Consider the following 17,771-nt stretch of genomic DNA (forward strand, 5'->3'; position numbering starts at 1 on the left):
GTGTGCTGATGGATGGTCGCAAAAACTACAGCATGATCCGTGAAAGTGTGCAGCGGTTTTCCGAAAGATCATGCTCCTGGAAACGGAGAGAAGCGGCCATGCAAAGCCCCGCCGATATTCTTCGCAGTATCTGGACCTCCGTCGGCGGTGATGCGTCCGCCCTGGATCGCGTGCGGCTGACCGGCACCGAGCCACAGATCCCATCCTCGTTTCGTGTCGCCGTCGCCGGCCAGACGACGATAGCCGCCGCCGGCCTTGCCGCCGCCGAAATCTGCCGACTGCGCAGCGGTGAGACTCAGGATGTTCATGTCGACATGCGCCACGCCGTCGCCGAATGCCGCTCCGAGCGCTATCTGCGCGTCGATGACAAGCCGCCACCGCCGGCCTGGGACGCCATCGCCGGCGTCTACCGGACCGGCGACGGCCGCTTCGTCCGCTGCCACACCAATTTCCCGCATCATCGTGACGCCGTCTGCAAGGTGCTTTCCTGCGCGCCCGAACGCGAGAAAGTTCAAGCCGCGTTGATGCAGTGGCGCGGCGAGGATTTCGAAACCGCGGCCTACGCAGCAGGCGGCGTCGTCGCCTTGATGCGCGGCTATGACGAATGGGCGGTGCTGCCGCAGGCGCGTGCACTCGCCGAACTGCCGCTGGTATCGATCGAGAGGATCGGCGAGGCCCGGCCAAAGCCGTGGCCAAGAGGCGATCGTCCGCTCTCGGGTCTTCGCGTCCTCGATCTCTCCCGCGTCATCGCGGGCCCCGTCGCCGGCCGCACGCTCGCTGCGCACGGCGCAGACGTGCTGCTGGTGTCAGGGCCACAGCTGCCCGCGATTCCCTGGCTCACCATCGATACCGGTCGCGGCAAGCTCACCACCTCCATCGAGTTGAAGAATGAGGCCAGGCGTGCGCAGCTGCGCGAGCTATTGAAAGACGCCGACATCTTCTCGCAAGGCTATCGCCCGCGTGCGCTCGCCGCGCTCGGCTTTGCGCCGGAGGACGCAGCGCAAATCAATCCCGGCCTCGTCTATGTCACGCTGTCGGCCTATGGTCACACCGGCCCCTGGGCCGAACGGCGCGGCTTCGACTCTCTGGTGCAGACCGCGACTGGCTTCAATCATGCCGAAGGGCGGGCCGCCGGCATCGATGCGCCCAAGGAATTGCCGGCACAGATCCTCGATCACGCCACCGGCTATCTGATGGCGTTCGGCGCGATGATGGCCAAAGCGCGCCAGGCGCGCGAAGGCGGCAGCTGGCACGTGCGCGTGTCGCTGGCGCAGACCGGACGGTGGCTGTGGAATCTCGGCCGGCTCGACGGCGGGCTGAATACCACGGATCTTACGGGCGAGGCCGTACACGCTGCGTTCATCGAGAGCGTGCCATCTGGCTTCGGCACGTTGAAGGCAGTGCGCCATTCCGCACTGCTATCGAAGACGCCGGCGCGATGGGGCCGTCCGGCAATGCCGCTTGGCAGCCATCCGGCACAGTGGCCGGAGCGAAGCTGACGTGAAGCTGACGTGTCGCAAAATTTTAACGCAAACCGAAAGGTGCGAGGCGTTTTTTAGGTTGTTTGAACTCCCAATTCGGCAGTATTAGCGCGATCGACAAGGCAGGCGTCTGCCGAGATCGCCGCAGACACGACCGGGCTCCATGGCAGTTGAAAATACCAAGCGATTGCAGGTGTTTACAAGACAACGGATGATCGTGTCCGTAGTTTTACTAGCTCTTGCCGGTGCCGGGGCCTACGGCTTCCTCTATGCGGGGCCGAAGGAAAAGAAGCCCTCCGAGATCTCGAGCCAGTCACGCAAGAATGCGCAGACCTTCACGCCGACGCCGTCCGAATGGGCGACGCTGACGATCGAGCCGGTCAAGGCCAAGACCTTCCGCGCCGAATATGTCACCGAGGGCAAGGTCGCCGTTGACGAGGACCGCTCGACACCGGTGTTTTCGCCCTATGCGGGCCGGGTCACCAAGCTGCTGGCCAAGCCCGGCGAGATGCTGAAGCAAGGTCAACCGCTGTTTACGATCGAGGCCGCCGACACGGTGCAGGCCCAGAACGATTTCATCGCGGCGATGACTGCGCAGAACAAGGCGAAGTCGGCGATCGATCTCGCCGACATCCAGTACAAACGCGCCAAGGATCTCTACGAGGGGCACGCCATTCCGCTGAAGGACTACCAGCAGGCGGAAACAACCCAGATCCAGGCGCAGAACGACATGCGCTCCGCGGTGACGGCGCTGGAAGCCGCGCGCAACAAGCTGCGCATCCTCGGCTTCACCGACGAGACCATCAAGACGTTCCAGGAAAAGGGTACGATCAATCGGGAGATCACGATTTACTCGCCGATTTCCGGCACGGTCGTGCAGCGCAAGATCGGCCCCGGCCAATATGTCAGCGCCGGCGCCAGCGATCCGGTCTTCGTGGTCGGCGATCTCTCCACGGTCTGGCTCACCGCCTTCGTGCGGGAGAGCGATGCGGCCGCGGTGTGCATCGGGCAGGACATCAGCGTCAATGTGATGGCCCTGCCGGGCCGTCCGCTCGCTGCCAAGATCAACTACGTTGCCGCCGCGATCGACCCCACCACCCGCCGCCTGCTGGTCCGCGCCACCATCGACAACCAGGACGGGCTGCTGAAGCCGGAGATGTTCGCGAATGTCACGATCTATTCGGCCGGCGACCGCGCCGCGCCGGCGGTGCCGAAGCAGGCGCTGATCTATGAAGCCGACAAGGTTCGCCTCTGGGTCGCGCGCGAGGACAAATCGGTCGAGCTGCGCCAGATCAAGACCGGTCTCATCAACGGCAACCTCGTCGAAGTCACCAGCAATCTGAAGCCTGGCGAGCAGATCGTCACCAAAGGCAGCCTTTTCATCGACCGCGCGGCGTCAGGCAGCTGATCGACGACCCAAAGAAATTGAAGACCTGAATGGATCGTCTCGTCGCCCTTGCCGTCAACCGGCGCTTTCTGATGGTCGGCATGTTCGTCGCCGTGTTGATCGGCGGCCTGATCGCGTTCAACCAGCTCAACATCGAGGCCTATCCCGATCCGACCCCGCCGATGGTCGACATCGTGACGCAAAGCCCGGGCCTGTCGGCGGAGGAGATCGAGCGCTACATCACGATCCCGATCGAGACCCAGGTCGCAGGTCTGAAGAACCTCACCACCATCCGCACCATCTCGCTCTACGGCCTCTCCGACATCAAGCTCCAATTCTCCTTCGCCTATACTTATGACGAAGCGTTGCAGCAGGTGCTGAACCGCCTGGCGCAGCTCGCGCCGCTGCCCGGTAACGTGCAGCCGCAAATCTCGCCGCTCAGCCCGATCGGCGAAATCTTCAGGTATCGTCTCGTCGGCCCGCCGAATTACAGCGTGCTCGACCTCAAGACCATCCAGGACTGGATCCTGCAGCGCCGCTTCCGGGCCGTGCCCGGCGTCATCGACGTCACCGGCTGGGGCGGCAAGAGCAAGACCTATGAGCTCGAGGTCGATTTCAACAAGCTGGTCGCCAACGGCCTGACCCTGCCGCAATTGCTCCAGGCAGTCGGCAATTCCAACGTCAATGTCGGCGGCAACACCGTGGATATCGGCCAGCAATCGGCCGTGGTGCGCGGCGTCGGCCTGATCCGCTCGATCGACGATCTCGCCAATACCATGGTGGCGCAGACAGGCGGCAACCCGGTGCTGGTCAAGGACGTCGCCACCGTCACGGTCGGCCAGAAACCCCGCCTCGGCATCGCCGGCATCGACGAGGCCGACGACATCGTGCAAGGCATCGTCCTGATGCGGCGCGGCGAGCAGAGCTCGCCGACCATCAAGCGCGTCCACCAGCTGGTCCAGCAGATCAACAACTCCAGCATCCTGCCGCCCGGCGTGCGCATCGAGCGCATCTACGACCGTGGGGATCTGATCGAGCTCACCACTCACACCGTGCTGCACAACATGGTGGTCGGCATTTTGCTGATCGTGCTGTTGCAGTGGATATTCCTTGGTGATCTCCGCAGCGCGCTGATCGTCGGCGCCACCATTCCATTCGCACTGTTCTTCGCCGTGATCATCCTGGTGCTCCGCGGAGAATCGGCGAACCTGTTGTCAGTCGGAGCGATCGATTTCGGCCTGATCGTCGATGCCACCGTGATCATGGTGGAGGCGATCTTCCGGCGTCTGACCGAGACGACGCCGGTGTCGGAAACCGAGCAGATGTCGAATGAGACGCTGTTCGGCATGAAGAGCCATGCAATCCTCAGCGCCGCGGCGGACGTTTCGCGCTCAATCTTCTTTGCAGCGGCAATCATCATCGCGGCCTTCCTGCCGCTGTTCACGCTCTCCGGCGTCGAGGGTAACATCTTCGGGCCGATGGCCCGCACCTATGCCTATGCGCTCGCCGGCGGGCTCCTTGCGACGTTCACTGTCACGCCGGCGCTGTCCGCGATCATCCTGCCCGCCCACGTCCAGGAAACCGAGACGAAGGTCATGCTGATCCTGCACCGGCTCTACATGCCGGTGCTGAACTGGGCCGTCGCCAACCGCAACATCGTCCTCGGCGGCGCCGTCGGCCTCGTGGTGATGACGGTGGCACTCGGCCGGCTGCTCGGTCTCGAATTCCTGCCGAAGCTGGAAGAGGGCAATCTCTGGATCCGCGCCACGCTGCCGCCGACCATCTCGCTGCAGGAAGGCAATTCCTATGTCAACGAGATGCGCAAGGTGATCCGCGCGCGGCCCGAGGTCGAGTCCGTTGTGTCGCAGCACGGTCGTCCCGACGACGGCACCGACGCGGCCGGCTTCTTCAACGCCGAGTTCTTCGCGCCGCTCAAGCCCGCGAGCCAATGGCCCGGCACGCACGACAAGGAAGAATTGACCGCGCAACTGCTCAAGCAGCTCGACGATCGCTTCCCCGGTGTCGAGTTCAACTTCTCGCAATACCTCCAGGACAACGTCTCGGAAGCCGTCTCCGGCGTGAAGGGCGAGAACTCGATCAAGCTGTTCGGCAGCGACCTCCAGGCGCTCACCGACACCGCCAACAAGATCAAGTCGGTGCTGGCCACCGTGCAGGGCGTCACCGACCTTGCGGTGTTCACCTCGCTCGGGCAGCCGACCGTCCAGATCGACATCGATCGCGCCAAGGCCGCGCGCTACGGCCTTGCGCCGGGCGACATCAATGCCACCATCAAGGTCGCGATCGGCGGCGACACCGCCGGCGACCTTTATGAGCCTGGAAGTGACCGCCATTTTCCGATCATCGTTCGCCTCGCGCCGGAATACCGCCGGAGTGCCGAGGCGATCCAGAATTTGCGGGTCGGCGCGCCCGGGCCGAACGGCACCGTCACGCAGATCCCGTTGAGCGAGGTCGCCACTATCAACCTCGTCTCGGGAGCGGCTTACATCTATCGCGAGCAGCAGGAGCGCTATCTGCCGATCAAGTTCTCGGTGCGCGAGCGCGACCTCGGCAGCGCGATCCGCGAGGCGCAGCAGAAGATCGCCGATCAGGTGCAACTACCGCCTGGCTCGCACATGGAATGGGTCGGCGAGTACGGCAATCTCCAGGACGCGATCCGGCGACTGTCGATCGTGGTGCCGATCTCGCTGGCGCTGATCGGCATCCTGCTCTGGTTCAACTTCGGTTCGATGGCGGACACGCTGCTCGCGATGAGCGTGATCCCGATGGCGATCTTCGGCGGCGTGCTCGGGCTGTTGATCACCGGCACGGCGTTCAGCGTGTCCGCGGCAATCGGCTTCATCGCGCTGTTCGGCATCGCCGTGATGGACGGCATCATCATCATCTCGCAGTTCAACCAGCTCATCGAGGAGGGAATGGACCGCATGGGCGCGGTCGTGCGCACCGGCGAGCTGCAGCTCCGGCCCGTGCTGATGACCTGCGTTGTCGCAGGCGTCGGCCTGCTGCCGGCGGCACTGTCCGAAGGCATCGGCTCGCAGGTGCAGAAGCCGCTCGCGGTCGTCGTCGTCACCGGCATGATGCTGGCGCCGGTCGTGATCCTGGTGACCTTGCCGGTCCTGATCTCCTTTTTCTCCCGCCGCGCGCGCTGACCGTCAGAACCCGTAGAGCCGCGCCGGATTGTCGACCAGGATCTTCTTGCGCACCTCCGCGTCCGGCGCCCACACCGGGAGCTGGTTGAGCAGGCGGCCGTCGTCGATCTGATAGAGCGGCGCGATGTCGGTGGGCTTGCGTCCCTCGACGCGGCTCGAATCCGGATGCGGCCAGTCGGTGCCCCAGACGATGCGGTCGGCATTCGCCGTGATCAGCGCGCGGGCATAGGGCACCATGTCCTGATAGTCGGGCGCGAGCTTGGACGAACGATAGGCGCCGGAGATCTTCACGTAGGCCTTGCCGGACTTCACCAGTGCGACGAGATCGGAGAAGCCCGGCTGCTCCAGCCCGAGCGAAGCGTCGAGGCCGCCGAAATGGTCGAACACGACGGGCACCGGCGACGTCTCGACCAGGTCCTTGATCGCCGAGATCATGGTCAGCGTGGTGTAGAGCTGCACGTGCCAGCCGCGCGTCCTCATGCGCTCGACGGCGGCGGTGAAGCGTGGTCGGCCGACATTGGGATCATTGACGCCGCCGGTCGCCAGATTGAGGCGGATGCCGCGGAAGCCGTCCTGATGCATCGTATCGAGCGCGCTCTCCGGCGTCTTGTCGTCGATCACGGCGACGCCGCGCGCGGTCGCGCCGCGCGCCTTCATGCCGAACAGAGTGGACGAATTGTCGGTGCCGTAGACGCTCGGCGTCACGATCACCACGCGCTCGATATGCAGCGCCTTGTGCAGCGCCGCCATTTCTTCCGGCGAAGCCGGCTCCGGCGTGTAGACGCGCCCGGCGAAGAACGGAAACTTTTCGACATCGCCATGAATGTGGGTATGGCAGTCGCAGGCATGCGCCGGCACGTCGAAATTGATCGGCGTCGCAGGCTGCGCCGCGCGGGCGTGGGCTCTGTTGGTCATGGCTACTCCGGCGGCGAGGGAGGCAAGCAGGACGCTGCGTCGATTGAGCATGGTTTCTCTCCCGGTTATTTTTTTGTAGGCGGGTGAGAGGAGACTATCACGTCAGCCGGGCAGCCGCTCCGCTTCGCTGCATAGCTGCTCGACGAGACCAGCAAGCGGACGCGAGCCGTCCACGCGCACGACCGGGCAGGACAGGCCCGCGAGCCAAGCCTCATCTTTTGCGAGACTGCGGCCCTCGCGGTCGCCGGCTTCGTAGCGCGAGGCCCATTCGACGAAAGATTCCGTTTCCTCATGACGCCAGCCGCCCTGCTCCGAAATGCGCGGCCTCGCGGCCACGCAGGCGCTGCAAGCGAAGCTCGCGTGGCGTCGTCACAAAGATGACGAGATCGAAGAGCGGGACGAGCTCGTTGCCCCAGCCGGTGACGGTTCCGCTGAGCACCCAGTCGAGGCGCGGCAAGAACATCTCGCGCATCAGGCGCAGGCGGTCGGCGGCGGGGCGGGTCGTCTGATAGGGCGGCACGGTCGGCAGCCAGAAATAGTCGTCGCTGTCGTGATGCGGCAGCGCCAGCCGGCCGGCGAGCGCGCGACCGATCGTGGTCACGCCCGAGCCCGAGGCTCCCATCAGATGAATGCGGCGGCTTTTCATCGGCATCCACCAGAGAGATTTAGGCTACTGCCCCGACGGCGTGCGCAGGCCGTGCCAGGCGTCGCGGACCTGGTGGTAGTGCACCTCGGGCAGATAGTCCGGCGTATTCAGGTTCAGCGTCTTGACATCGAGATGGCCGATGGCGCTGAGCAGCGTGTAGGAGGCGATCACCCGGTCGCGTTGCGCACCGATCAGGCGGGCCTTGGCCTGGATCAGATCGGCTTGCGAGTTCAAGACGTCGACCGTCGTGCGCTGCCCGCCGGCGGCCTCGCGCTGCACGCCCTGCAGCGCGACGGTCGCCGCCTTCACCTCGGACTCCGAGGCCGAGACCGCGATCTTGGCGCCTTCATTGGCGGCCCAGGCGCTGACCGCCGCCGTGCGCGCCTGATTGCGCACCTGGTCGAGCACCAGCCGGCTCTGCGCCGTCATCTCCTTGGCCTGCCGGGTCTGCGCCGCGGCCTGGCCGCCGTCATAGATCGGCGCGGTGACGTTGGCGATGATCGAGGCCTGGTCCTCGGCGAAGGTGCCGAGGGTCGGGTCGTTGTTGCGGCTCTTGCTGGCGCTGCCCTGGATGGTCGCGCTCGGCAGCAGCGTGCCTTCGGCGATGCGGATGTTGGTGGAGGCGACGTCGACGTCGAAGCTGGCGGCCATCACCGCCGGATGCTGGCGGATCGCCATCGTCATGGCGTCCTCGCGGCTCTTCGGCAGATAGCGGTCGATGGCCTCGGCAGGCTTGAGCTGCGACGGCGCATTGCCGATCACTTGCGTATAGGTGGCCTGGCTGACGGCGAGCGCGACCTCGGCCGCGTTGAGATCGGAGAGGCCGCGGTTGAGACGGGCCTCGGCCTGGGCGGTGTCGGTCGGCGTGACATCGCCGGCATTGAGACGGCGCTGGGTGACGGCGAGTGTCTCGCGCAGGAAGGCGACGTTGGAGCGCTGCGCCTCGACCAGCGACTGGTTGGCGAGCACGTTGGTGTAGGCGGTGACCGCATCGAGCAGCACGCCCTGGCCGACATTGCGCAGCGCCTCCCGGCCCGACTGCACCTGGAGTTCGGCGGCCCGTACGCCATTGGCGGTGCGGAAACCATTGAACAGGGTCTGCGTCACGGTGACGCCGATGATCCAGGGCTTCAGATTGGCGGTCTGGATGGTGTTGTCGGGCAACAGATTGCGCACCGATTGCAGGCCGGCGCTGAGGCTCGCCACGATCTGCGGCCGGTAGCCGGCAAGCGCCTGCGGCACGTTCTCGTCGGTCGCGCGCTGGCGCGCGCGCTCGGCATTGAGCTGCGGATTGGTCTGGTAGGCCTTGGCCAGCGCCTCGGGCAGAGCTTCGGCCCAGGCGGCGGAGGGCAGGGCGCAGGAGAGTGCCAGCGTGGTCCATGTCGCAAACACGGGACCCACGCCCCATCGATGCCGCGTCACCACGCGACCGGCTCTGGCGGTACGCCCAATCATGTAATCCCGCTTAACCCCCGGCTATCCGCCCCCACCGACGATGGCCTCTTAACTGTTTAGCCAGCCGAGGTCCCGCAGGCAAACTGCCGCGGGGAAAACTCCCATGTATTCCGTGCTTGTTGCAGCTCCGTCACAGGATTTCAGCGGGAAGGCGCCAGAGCCTTACACCAGCCTGACCGGTGTGCGCCCTACCGGTTCTTGTTCACCGGTTTGCGCTTCTCGATGAATGCCGCCATGCCCTCGGCACGGTCCTCCAGCGCGAAGGTGGAGTGGAACAGATTGCGCTCGACGCTCATGCCCTCGGCAAGCGTGGTCTCGAAGGCGCGGTTCACCGCTTCCTTGGCCATCGCGGCCGCAGGGCGCGACATCGACGCGATCTTCTCGGCTGCGGCGATCGTTTCGTCCATCAGCTTGTCGGCGGGTACGATGCGGCTGACGAGACCCGAGCGCTCGGCTTCCGCCGCATCCATCATCCGGCCGGTGAGGCAGAGGTCCATTGCCTTGGACTTGCCGATCGCCCGCGTCAGGCGCTGGGTACCGCCGATACCGGGAATGGTGCCGAGCGTGATCTCGGGCTGGCCGAACTTTGCGGTGTCGGCGGCGATGATGAAATCGCACATCATGGCGAGCTCGCAGCCGCCGCCCAGCGCATAGCCGGCAACCGCCGCGATCGTCGGCTTGCGGCAACGCGCGACGCGGTCGCCGCCGATCGCGGCGAAATCCTCGGAGAACATGTCGATGAAGCCCTTGGGCTGCATCTCCTTGATGTCGGCGCCGGCGGCAAAGGCCTTCTCGTTTCCGGTCACGACGATGCAGCCGATGGCATCATCGGCCTCGAGATCGTCCACGGCGGCGGCGATCTCGCGGAAGACGCCGAAAGAGAGCGCGTTGAGCATCTTCGGCCGGTTCAGCTTGATGATGCCGACCGCACCGATGTTTTCGACGATGATGTGTTCGAACGTGCTCATGCTCCACCCACGCTTTTGACTGAGCGGGCAATGTGCCCGCTGGCGCGGTGGGCTTCAAGGGGCTACCGGCCGCCGGAACGCGACGAGACGCGCGTTCCGGACGAGGTCCGCCAGGCCAGGTCTCAGGCCGCCAATCGGCCAGCAATCACGCCATGAACATCCGCGCGGCGGACGCCAGCGTCAGCAGCGTGCCGACGCCGATGAAGATCTTGCCGATCAGGGAGCTCTGGTCCCAGGCCGAGCTCTGCTGGCTGCTTGCCATCACCGGCGCCGGCCTTGGCTGCGCCTCGGTTGCGGCAATCACCGCCTTCTGCGCCGGCGGGTTCTCCTGTTGCAGGGCGCGATCGATGTCGTTGAGCTGATCGGGCGCGACGACCTGACTTTCGGGGGGCGCTGCGTTGGTATTATCGGCTGCTGCCTGGACATTGTCGTTGGCGCGGTTCGTCATCGCGGAGGCGGCAGCGGCAGGCGGCGTATCGGCGGCGAGCTGCGCATTGGCGTTGGCGACGTTGGGCGGCATCTGGCTGGACGCCGGCACCTCACCATCGGCCTTGGTGCCGTTCTTGGCCTCGTCGGCCTTTGCCGCAGCGTCCTTCTTGTCGGCCTTGTCGTCGGATTTTTGCACCGCCTTGCTGCTGCTGGTGCGGCGCGAGTCCTGGCGCCGGTGCTTGGCCGTATCGGCCTGCTTGTCCGCGCTGTCCGCTTTACTGCTCGCGGCCGAATCCGGCGCCGCCTGAGCAACGCCCCCGAACAGCAAGAAAAGCCCGGCCAAGACAATCAGGGCCGCGCGCGCGCTGGTCTTCATCATGTTGACGATCTCCCCAATTCCGCCCGTCCCGGCTGCGAACAGAGACCCCGGGGCGTGACGACAGCGGGGCAAAAAATGGGAATCTTCGAGTTGCACCCGGCAAAAACGGGGCAAAGCGTCCCCTCGCCACCGGCGGCCCGATGCGGGACGCGTCAATCGGTGTTATGAGCCGTCGCCGATGTTTGCTGTCGCATCGGTCGCGAGGTCCGGGTCTCGATCACGAATTCGTGATAAGCCCGGCGTCCCCGTAACAAATTGAAAGAGCGGCCGAATTGCATGGTGAGGGGCGCGGGTGCGCGGACGTGAGGACGAATGGACCGGCCTGATGCGGTCGGCCATGGCAGGCGATGATGCGGCGTATCATCGCCTGTTGAAGGCGGTCACGCCGGTGCTGCGCGCCGCCGCAAGGCGCGGCCTGGCGCGTGCCGGGCAGCCTCCCGACCAGGCCGAGGATATCGTGCAGGAGATTCTGTTGGCGGTGCATCTGAAGCGGCACACCTGGGACAGCGAAGCCCCCTTCGCGCCCTGGCTGTTTGCGATCGGCCGCAACAAACTGATCGACGCGCTCCGCCGGCGCGGCAAGCGCGTCTTCGTCAACATCGACGATTTCGCCGAGACGCTGCCGGGCGAGGCGCCGCAGGAGACGGCTTCGGCGGGCGAAGTTGCCGCGCAGCTGAGCACCTTGCCGCAGCGCCAGCGTGACGTGTTGCAGTCGATCGCGGTCGAGGCCGCCTCGATCAAGGACACTGCAGCGAAGTTCTCGATGAGCGAAGGTGCGGTGCGGGTCGCGCTGCATCGCGGACTCGCCGCGCTGACGGCCAAATTGCGGGACCATTAGTCATGGACACCGATCAACTCATTCGCTCGCTCGCAGCCGACAACGCGCACCGCGCGCCGCGCGTCGGCGCCATGCTGACCTTGGCGCTGCTGGTCGCCGCGCCCTTGTCGATCCTGATTTTTGCGACATTCCTCGGTGTGCGCGCCGACGTGATGAGCGCCATGCGCAATCCGTTCTTCGATATGAAGTTCGCGGTGACGCTGTCGCTCGCAATCCCCGCCATCATCGTTAGCCTGCATTTGTCGCGGCCAGAAGCCCTGCTGCGCGGCTGGGGCTGGCTGCTGCTGCTCCCTGTCGGCCTGCTTGCGGTGGCGATCGGCAGCGAGGCGATGATGGCACCAGCTATGCCGATGACGATGCGCCTGATGGGCAAGAACTCCCGGGTGTGCCTGGTCGCGATCCCTGCGATGTCATTGCCGCTGCTTGCGGGGGCGCTGTTCGGCCTGCGCCACGGCGCGCCGTCGCGGCCTGCACTGGCCGGTGCATTCGCCGGTCTGGTCTCGGCCGGGCTCGCCGCGACCCTCTATGCCTCGCACTGCACCGACGACTCGCCCCTGTTCGTCGCGACCTGGTACACGCTCGCGACGGTGGTCATGACCGTGATCGGTGCGGCGGTTGGTGCGAGGGTGTTGAGATACTAGGGCATGATCCGGAAAGATGTGCAGCGGTTTTCCGAAAAGATCATGCTTAAACAAGAACCTAAAACGCGATGACGATTCATCCTGATCTCGTCGCGCTTTAGTTCAGGCCACCGGCGTCGCGCTTTGCATGCGGTGGAAGCGCAGCACCTGCTGCGCCGTCGATGAGCGCAAGGCCTCGTAGGTGTCGCGTAGTGCCAGCATGTCGGTCTGCGGCCCGCCGGAGAGCTTCTCGCGCATGGCGATGATGGCGCGCACGCTCGACCATTGCATGCCCGCGACCTTGGCGAGGATCATCACGCCCTCGGTGCGGCTTTCGATCATCACAGTCTCGGCGGTCTCGACCGCGACGCCGGCGAGCGCGGCGAGCCCGGCATTGGTCTCGTCGAACTTGCCCTGTTCGGCGAAGGTCGTGACCTGGAATTCGTTGAGGCGGCCGTCCTCGTGCAGCGACTTCACCAGTGCGCGCGCCATCTCGGTCTGCCTGGTCATGGTGGCGGCGCGGACCCGTTGGGCCGCTTGCTGGACTGCGCTCGACACTTCGTCTGCGAGCTCGGGATGCGCGGCCGCGAGCTTCCTGCGCACGCTCGATGACGCCTTGGCGACCAGCCTCAGATAGTGATGACGCGGCAGGTCGGGCCGCAAGCCGATGCAGCTGGCGAGGTCGTCGTCGCGTTCGGCGCGCGTGACGAGGTCGTCGAGACTTCCCTCGGAGAACCGCGCGCCCGGATTGCTGACGGTTGACTGCACCACGTCCTCGTTGCCACGCGTCACCAGCACGTCGGTCAGCGCTTCCGACAGCATCCGCCGCAGCGAGATCGCCTTGAGATGCGCTTGGCTCCTGGTGCGCGCGATCTCGATCAGGGTCGCCTCGTCCAACCGTTCCGACTTCGACAGCACCGGGCCGGAGACCTCGATGATCTCGTCGAGCGCGAGCGTGCGGATGATCTGCGGTGGCGCGGACGCGATCGGTGCGAGGCGCTCGGCGAGCAGTGCCCTGGCCGAAATCTCGATCTGCTCGATCAGGCACTGGAACACGTCGTCGAACACCCGGATGTGGTCGTCGGAATAATCGACTGCATTGCCCACGAAGAGATCGGTGACACGGCGCAGCGTCTCGACCCGGCGCGCAACTGTGCCGTGCGAGAGGGCCGCCTGCAGTTCCTCGATCAGGTTCTCGGATGGTGTTGCCGATTTCGATCTCATTGCCCTGTCCTGGAGCGTTCGATCCGGCGGCGTCTTCTCACGCGCCGGAGGAAATGAATTGGTCAGCCCGTTGCAACGCGATTGCGCCCTTGCGCCTTGGCGGAATAAGCGCGCGGTCGGCGCGCGCTAGAAACGTATCGGCAGTATCGTTGTCGTGCAGCGTCACGACGCCCGCGGAAATGGTCACGTGCATGCCCGGGGAAAACGCGCTCCAGTCGAGATCGGCAACGATTTGGCGCAAGCGCTCGAGCATGTGGCGTGAGGCGTCGCCCGAGGTGCCCGGCGGCAGCAGCAGGAATTCCTCGCCGCCATAGCGGCCGAAACTGTCGGTCGGCCGGATGTTGGCGAAAATGCTGATCGCGAAGGTGCGAAGCACCTCATCGCCAATGGGATGGCCGTGGACCTGGCCGATATACATCTGGCGGCGCTGCCGGGCCCGGCGCGCCTGGACTTCGGGGGCCGTCGTCCCAGGTGCGAGGACAAGATCCGCGACCTCTGCGGCATTCCTCTCGGGAAAGGACGTCGCGGCCGTGCTCATGGTCTCGCCAATGATGGATGTCAGCGCAAAATCTACGTGGCAAGCCTTTAGGTTTGGTATCCTTCTGCAGCCGAATCCGAACCGGGCACCGCGAGAATTTTTACCGGGGATCATGCATCTTTCGCGATGCGGTCGAGCCAAAGCAGGGCTTGGCGCGACAAACCTGGTGCAGGGCTGCTATGGAACCGGAATTAGCCGGCCCCGCCTGTGCCGGGCGGCATTCCGCAGGGAAGCGTCTTAGTATTATGATACCTAGCTGGATCGATGCCGCTGACTTCGGCGGGTGGGGTAAGAAAAATGCGCGGATGTGGGGTAGCTCACATCAGCCCTCGTATGACTGCGGTAGCCTCAACAATTTTGCCCCTCCCGTCGAACCGTCCACCGCATCGACCCGACCAACTTTGCGAGACGGCCATTGAGCGTGACACAGGCGGCTTCGGACGAGATCCTGATCGCCAGGATCGCTCAAGGTGACCGGCTCGCCATGCAGGTGCTGTACGGGCGGCACCATGTCAGGGTTTACAGGTTCGGACTGAGGCTCGTGCGGGACGAGCAGGCTGCGGAAGACCTCATCAGCGAGGTGTTTCTCGACGTCTGGCGTCAAGCCGGCAAGTTCGAGGGCCGATCCGCCGTTTCCACCTGGCTGCTGGCAATCACCCGATTCAAGGCCCTGTCTGCGCTGCGGCGCAGGAAGGATTTCGAGCTGGACGAAGAAGCTGCCAACGCGATCGAGGATTCGTCCGACGATCCGGAAACGGTGGTGCAGAAGAAGGATACCAGTGAGGCGTTGCGGGAGTGTCTGACGGGTCTCTCGCCGGAACATCGGGAGATCGTCGATCTCGTCTACTACCACGAGAAATCCGTGGAAGAGGTGGCCGAAATCGTCGGGATACCGGAGAACACTGTGAAGACGCGCTTGTTCTATGCGCGCAAGAAACTGGCCGAACTGCTGAAGGCAGCCGGCGTTGAGCGAGGCTGGCCATGATGGCTTTGAGCAAGAAGATGCTGGAGCAAGAGCCCAGTGAAATTGAACTGCTGCTGCCCTGGCACGCTGCCGGCACGCTGAACGCGCGCGATGCGCGCCGTGTCGAGGAAGCGCTGGCGCGCGATCCCGAGCTTGCCAAGCAATATGCCGCGATCCGCGGCGAGTACGAAGAGACGATCCATCTGAACGAGAGCCTAGGGGCGCCGTCGGCGCGCGCCATGCAGAAGCTGTTCGCAGCGATCGACGCCGAGCCGGCGCGGACGACCGGCTCGCTGCCGCTGTCGGCGCGCATCTCGGCCTTCTTCGCGAGCCTGTCGCCGCGCACGCTGGCGTGGTCGGCAAGCCTCGGCGCCGTCGCGCTCGTGCTGCAGGCCGGAATCATCGGGGCCGTGCTGATGAAGAACCAGCCGGCGACCTTCCAGACGGCTTCGCTCTCGACCAGCGCGCCGATCACACGCGAGCTCGGTAGCACGGCCGCGCCGGCGCGTGCGCTGGTGCGCTTCACGCCAGAGGCGCGCGTCGCCGACATCACCGCGCTGCTCGACAGCTACCAGGCTTCGATCATCGGCGACGCCAAAGGTGGCATGTTCCGCCTGCAATTCGACAGGGCGATGAGCCAGGACGAGCTCGCCTCGTTGCTCGGCAGGATGCAGCGCGAGAAGTTCGTCAACCTCGCCGTCGCGGCGCCCTAGGCGCGCCGTCGAGCCGATGACGCGCAAATCCGAGAGCAGGGTGCGTGCCGGGGCCTGCGCTTCATCGATCGGGGCCGCGCTTCTGATCGCCACCTGTCTTGGTGTCGAGGTTGCGCAGGCGCAGGCGATCATGCGCACGCCTACGATCAGCGTTCCCTCGCGCGCGCCGACCATCACTCCGAGCATCGCCCCGCGGGTCAGCCCCAGCGTCGCCGCGCGCGCGGTCAGCGTCGACCGCGGCCCGCGGGCGATAGCGACCATTCCTCACACCACGTCGTCGCGCACGCGGCTTACGCCGGTGCTGCCCTATGTGCGCTACTCGCCCAACCTCTATCCGGCCTGCACCGCACCCTATCGTGACGGCGATGGCGAATGCCTGGCGCAGTCGAACGCTGGCGGCGAGGGCACCGGAAAATCAGGCAAGAAGAGCACCGGCAAGGGGCGTGGCAACAGCACGCCGGCCGCGGCCAACCTGCGCAGCGTCGCAGGCGAATTCGTCGCCGAGATCGACGGCGCGCTGTCATCGGCCGAGGCCGACGAGCTGGCGCGTCGCCATGGCCTGACCCGCGTCGCTTCTGAGACCTTCCCACTGATCGGAGCCACGTTCGGTCTGTTCCGCATCACCGACGGCCGGCCGTACGAGACGGTGCGCCGCGAATTCGCGGCCGACGGCAGCGTGCGCTCGCTCCAGCCGAACTTCCGTTATTTGCTTCAGGACCAGAAATCGGCGGAAACGACCGAGGGCGATCCTGCGCAATATGCGCTGACAAAGCTCCGCCTGCCGCAGGCGCATACGCTGGCACGCGGAGCCAACGTCACGATCGCCGTGATCGATTCCGGCATCGACGCCAAGCATCCCGAACTCGCCAATTCCGTCGCCGACAATTTCGATGCACTCGGCAGTGCCGAAGGGCCGCACGTCCATGGCACCGGCATCGCCGGTGCCATCGTCGCGCATGCCCGGCTGATGGGCAGCGCGCCCGAGGCCCGCATCATCGCCATCCGCGCCTTCGGGGGCGCCAACGGCGGCGCCGAGAGCTCGTCCTACATCATCCTGCGCTCGCTGAATTACGCCGCCGAGCACGGCGCACAGATCGTCAATATGAGCTTTGCCGGTCCGAAGGACGCGGTGATCGAGCGCGCCATCGCGGCGACCGCCGCGCGCGGCCTCGTGTTGATTGCCGCCGCCGGCAATGCCGGCGCGAAATCACCGCCGCTCTATCCGGCAGCCAATCCCAACGTGATCGCGGTCAGTGCGACGGATCAGCAGGACAGGCTCTTCTCCGCCTCCAACCGCGGCAACTACATTGCGCTCGCAGCCCCAGGCGTCGATATCTTCCTGCCGGCGCCCGACGGCAAATACCAGATGACGTCGGGGACCTCGTTCTCGGCCGCTTATGTCTCCGGCGTCGCGGCGCTGCTGCTCGCGCGCAACTACGCTCTGAAGCCGGAAGCGCTGCGCATGACGCTGGCAAAGACTGCGCGCGATCTCGGCTCACCCGGACGTGACGACCTTTTCGGCGACGGTCAGGCCGACGCATTTGCGGCGGTCACGGCTGTTCCCGCCGACAGCGCGACGCCGGTCGCGGCTGCCTCAGATACAACAAAACGTGAAGACGTGGGGAAGCGTCGCGACGAGCCCGGCAGCCGCGCGATCGAGCAACCCTCGCTGTCCGGCGCGGACGATAAATCCGCGGTTTCTCAGGCAGATAGGCCGGCGACGCGGTAGCGGCTGCGTCAATGATGCGGCAGAGGCCGAAGGTCAAAAAAGCAGACCCTGCATTGAACGTTCAGCCGGCTGCCACGACCAACTGATGTGGGAGCGGTCATCCCTCCCCATCAGTCATATCAGGCGCGAGCGCCCATCCACCCCAAGCGCCCATATGGCTCGACCCGTCCGGTTGTCCCCCCGGACGGGTCTTTTCTTTTCGGGCGTCCGATTTTTTGAAGCTTCGCATTCGTTCAGCTTGCGGTTGAAGATCGCCAGCGCGTTGGGTCGCCGTCACTCGCGCAACGCGCCGCAAGTCCATTATGCTTGTGCGAAGCT

Annotated in this window: 13 protein-coding genes and 2 pseudogenes; 8 read left to right on the plus strand and 7 right to left on the minus strand. The window is 65.3% G+C overall.

Going from position 1 to position 17,771, the window contains the following annotated elements:
- The first annotated feature begins 98 nt into the window (after nucleotides 1-98).
- The 3 genes from P6U28_RS07560 (at nucleotide 99) to P6U28_RS07570 (ending at nucleotide 6,035) form a co-directional block, all read left to right on the plus strand.
- The gene (locus tag P6U28_RS07560; protein WP_407122010.1) at nucleotides 99-1,499 is read left to right on the plus strand and encodes a CoA transferase; all 1,401 of its coding nucleotides are present in this window, start codon (nucleotides 99-101) and stop codon (nucleotides 1,497-1,499) included.
- A gap of 145 nt (nucleotides 1,500-1,644) precedes the next feature.
- Nucleotides 1,645-2,889 carry an efflux RND transporter periplasmic adaptor subunit gene (locus tag P6U28_RS07565; protein ID WP_122404183.1) on the plus strand — a complete coding sequence of 415 codons (1,245 nt, stop codon included), beginning with the start codon at nucleotides 1,645-1,647 and terminating at the stop codon, nucleotides 2,887-2,889.
- A 29-nt stretch (nucleotides 2,890-2,918) separates the two neighbouring features.
- A complete protein-coding gene (locus tag P6U28_RS07570; protein ID WP_122404182.1) occupies nucleotides 2,919-6,035 on the plus strand; it encodes an efflux RND transporter permease subunit in 3,117 nt (1,038 codons plus the stop codon).
- A 3-nt stretch (nucleotides 6,036-6,038) separates the two neighbouring features.
- Here P6U28_RS07570 and P6U28_RS07575 read toward each other — a convergent pair whose 3' ends face one another.
- The 5 genes and pseudogenes from P6U28_RS07575 to P6U28_RS07595 form a co-directional block, all read right to left on the minus strand.
- A complete protein-coding gene (locus P6U28_RS07575; protein ID WP_407122011.1) occupies nucleotides 6,039-7,001 on the minus strand; it encodes an amidohydrolase family protein in 963 nt (320 codons plus the stop codon).
- A 51-nt stretch (nucleotides 7,002-7,052) separates the two neighbouring features.
- Nucleotides 7,053-7,596 (minus strand): annotated as a pseudogene (locus tag P6U28_RS07580) (hypothetical protein).
- Between the two features lie 24 nt (nucleotides 7,597-7,620).
- Nucleotides 7,621-9,051 (minus strand): TolC family outer membrane protein, encoded by a 1,431-nt coding sequence (locus P6U28_RS07585; RefSeq protein ID WP_122404180.1) that lies wholly within the window; start codon nucleotides 9,049-9,051, stop codon nucleotides 7,621-7,623.
- Between the two features lie 188 nt (nucleotides 9,052-9,239).
- Nucleotides 9,240-10,019: an enoyl-CoA hydratase gene (locus P6U28_RS07590; RefSeq protein WP_122404179.1), complete on the minus strand. Its 780-nt coding sequence runs from the start codon at nucleotides 10,017-10,019 to the stop codon at nucleotides 9,240-9,242.
- Nucleotides 10,020-10,164: 145 nt separating this feature from the next.
- Nucleotides 10,165-10,827: a hypothetical protein gene (locus tag P6U28_RS07595; RefSeq protein ID WP_122404178.1), complete on the minus strand. Its 663-nt coding sequence runs from the start codon at nucleotides 10,825-10,827 to the stop codon at nucleotides 10,165-10,167.
- Between the two features lie 292 nt (nucleotides 10,828-11,119).
- Between P6U28_RS07595 and P6U28_RS07600 the strand changes: the two genes are divergently transcribed.
- Both P6U28_RS07600 and P6U28_RS07605 read left to right on the plus strand, forming a co-directional pair.
- Nucleotides 11,120-11,665, plus strand: a complete 546-nt coding sequence (locus P6U28_RS07600; RefSeq protein WP_122404177.1) for a sigma-70 family RNA polymerase sigma factor — start codon at nucleotides 11,120-11,122, stop codon at nucleotides 11,663-11,665.
- Between the two features lie 2 nt (nucleotides 11,666-11,667).
- Entirely contained in the window at nucleotides 11,668-12,306 is a 639-nt protein-coding gene (locus P6U28_RS07605; RefSeq protein ID WP_122404176.1) for an NrsF family protein, read from the plus strand.
- A gap of 102 nt (nucleotides 12,307-12,408) precedes the next feature.
- Here the strand turns inward: P6U28_RS07605 and P6U28_RS07610 are convergent, their stop codons facing one another.
- Nucleotides 12,409-13,509 (minus strand): DUF2336 domain-containing protein, encoded by a 1,101-nt coding sequence (locus tag P6U28_RS07610; protein WP_122404175.1) that lies wholly within the window; start codon nucleotides 13,507-13,509, stop codon nucleotides 12,409-12,411.
- A gap of 62 nt (nucleotides 13,510-13,571) precedes the next feature.
- Nucleotides 13,572-13,921: pseudogene (locus P6U28_RS07615) on the minus strand (GGDEF domain-containing protein); the annotation flags it as partial.
- Nucleotides 13,922-14,462: 541 nt separating this feature from the next.
- Between P6U28_RS07615 and P6U28_RS07620 the strand changes: the two are divergent.
- The 3 genes from P6U28_RS07620 to P6U28_RS07630 are packed head-to-tail and all read left to right on the plus strand — an operon-like array spanning nucleotide 14,463 to nucleotide 17,453.
- A complete protein-coding gene (locus tag P6U28_RS07620; protein WP_162500363.1) occupies nucleotides 14,463-15,032 on the plus strand; it encodes a sigma-70 family RNA polymerase sigma factor in 570 nt (189 codons plus the stop codon).
- Complete coding sequence (locus tag P6U28_RS07625) at nucleotides 15,029-15,724, plus strand: hypothetical protein (RefSeq protein ID WP_122404173.1); 696 nt, start codon at nucleotides 15,029-15,031, stop codon at nucleotides 15,722-15,724. Before P6U28_RS07620 ends, P6U28_RS07625 begins: the two co-directional genes overlap by 4 nt.
- A gap of 16 nt (nucleotides 15,725-15,740) precedes the next feature.
- The gene (locus P6U28_RS07630; protein WP_122404172.1) at nucleotides 15,741-17,453 is read left to right on the plus strand and encodes a S8 family serine peptidase; all 1,713 of its coding nucleotides are present in this window, start codon (nucleotides 15,741-15,743) and stop codon (nucleotides 17,451-17,453) included.
- Nucleotides 17,454-17,771: the final 318 nt, after the last annotated feature.

Origin of the sequence: Bradyrhizobium sp. STM 3561 (assembly GCF_045571455.1) — a bacterium.
GTDB classification, from domain to species: Bacteria; Pseudomonadota; Alphaproteobacteria; order Rhizobiales; family Xanthobacteraceae; genus Bradyrhizobium; species Bradyrhizobium vignae.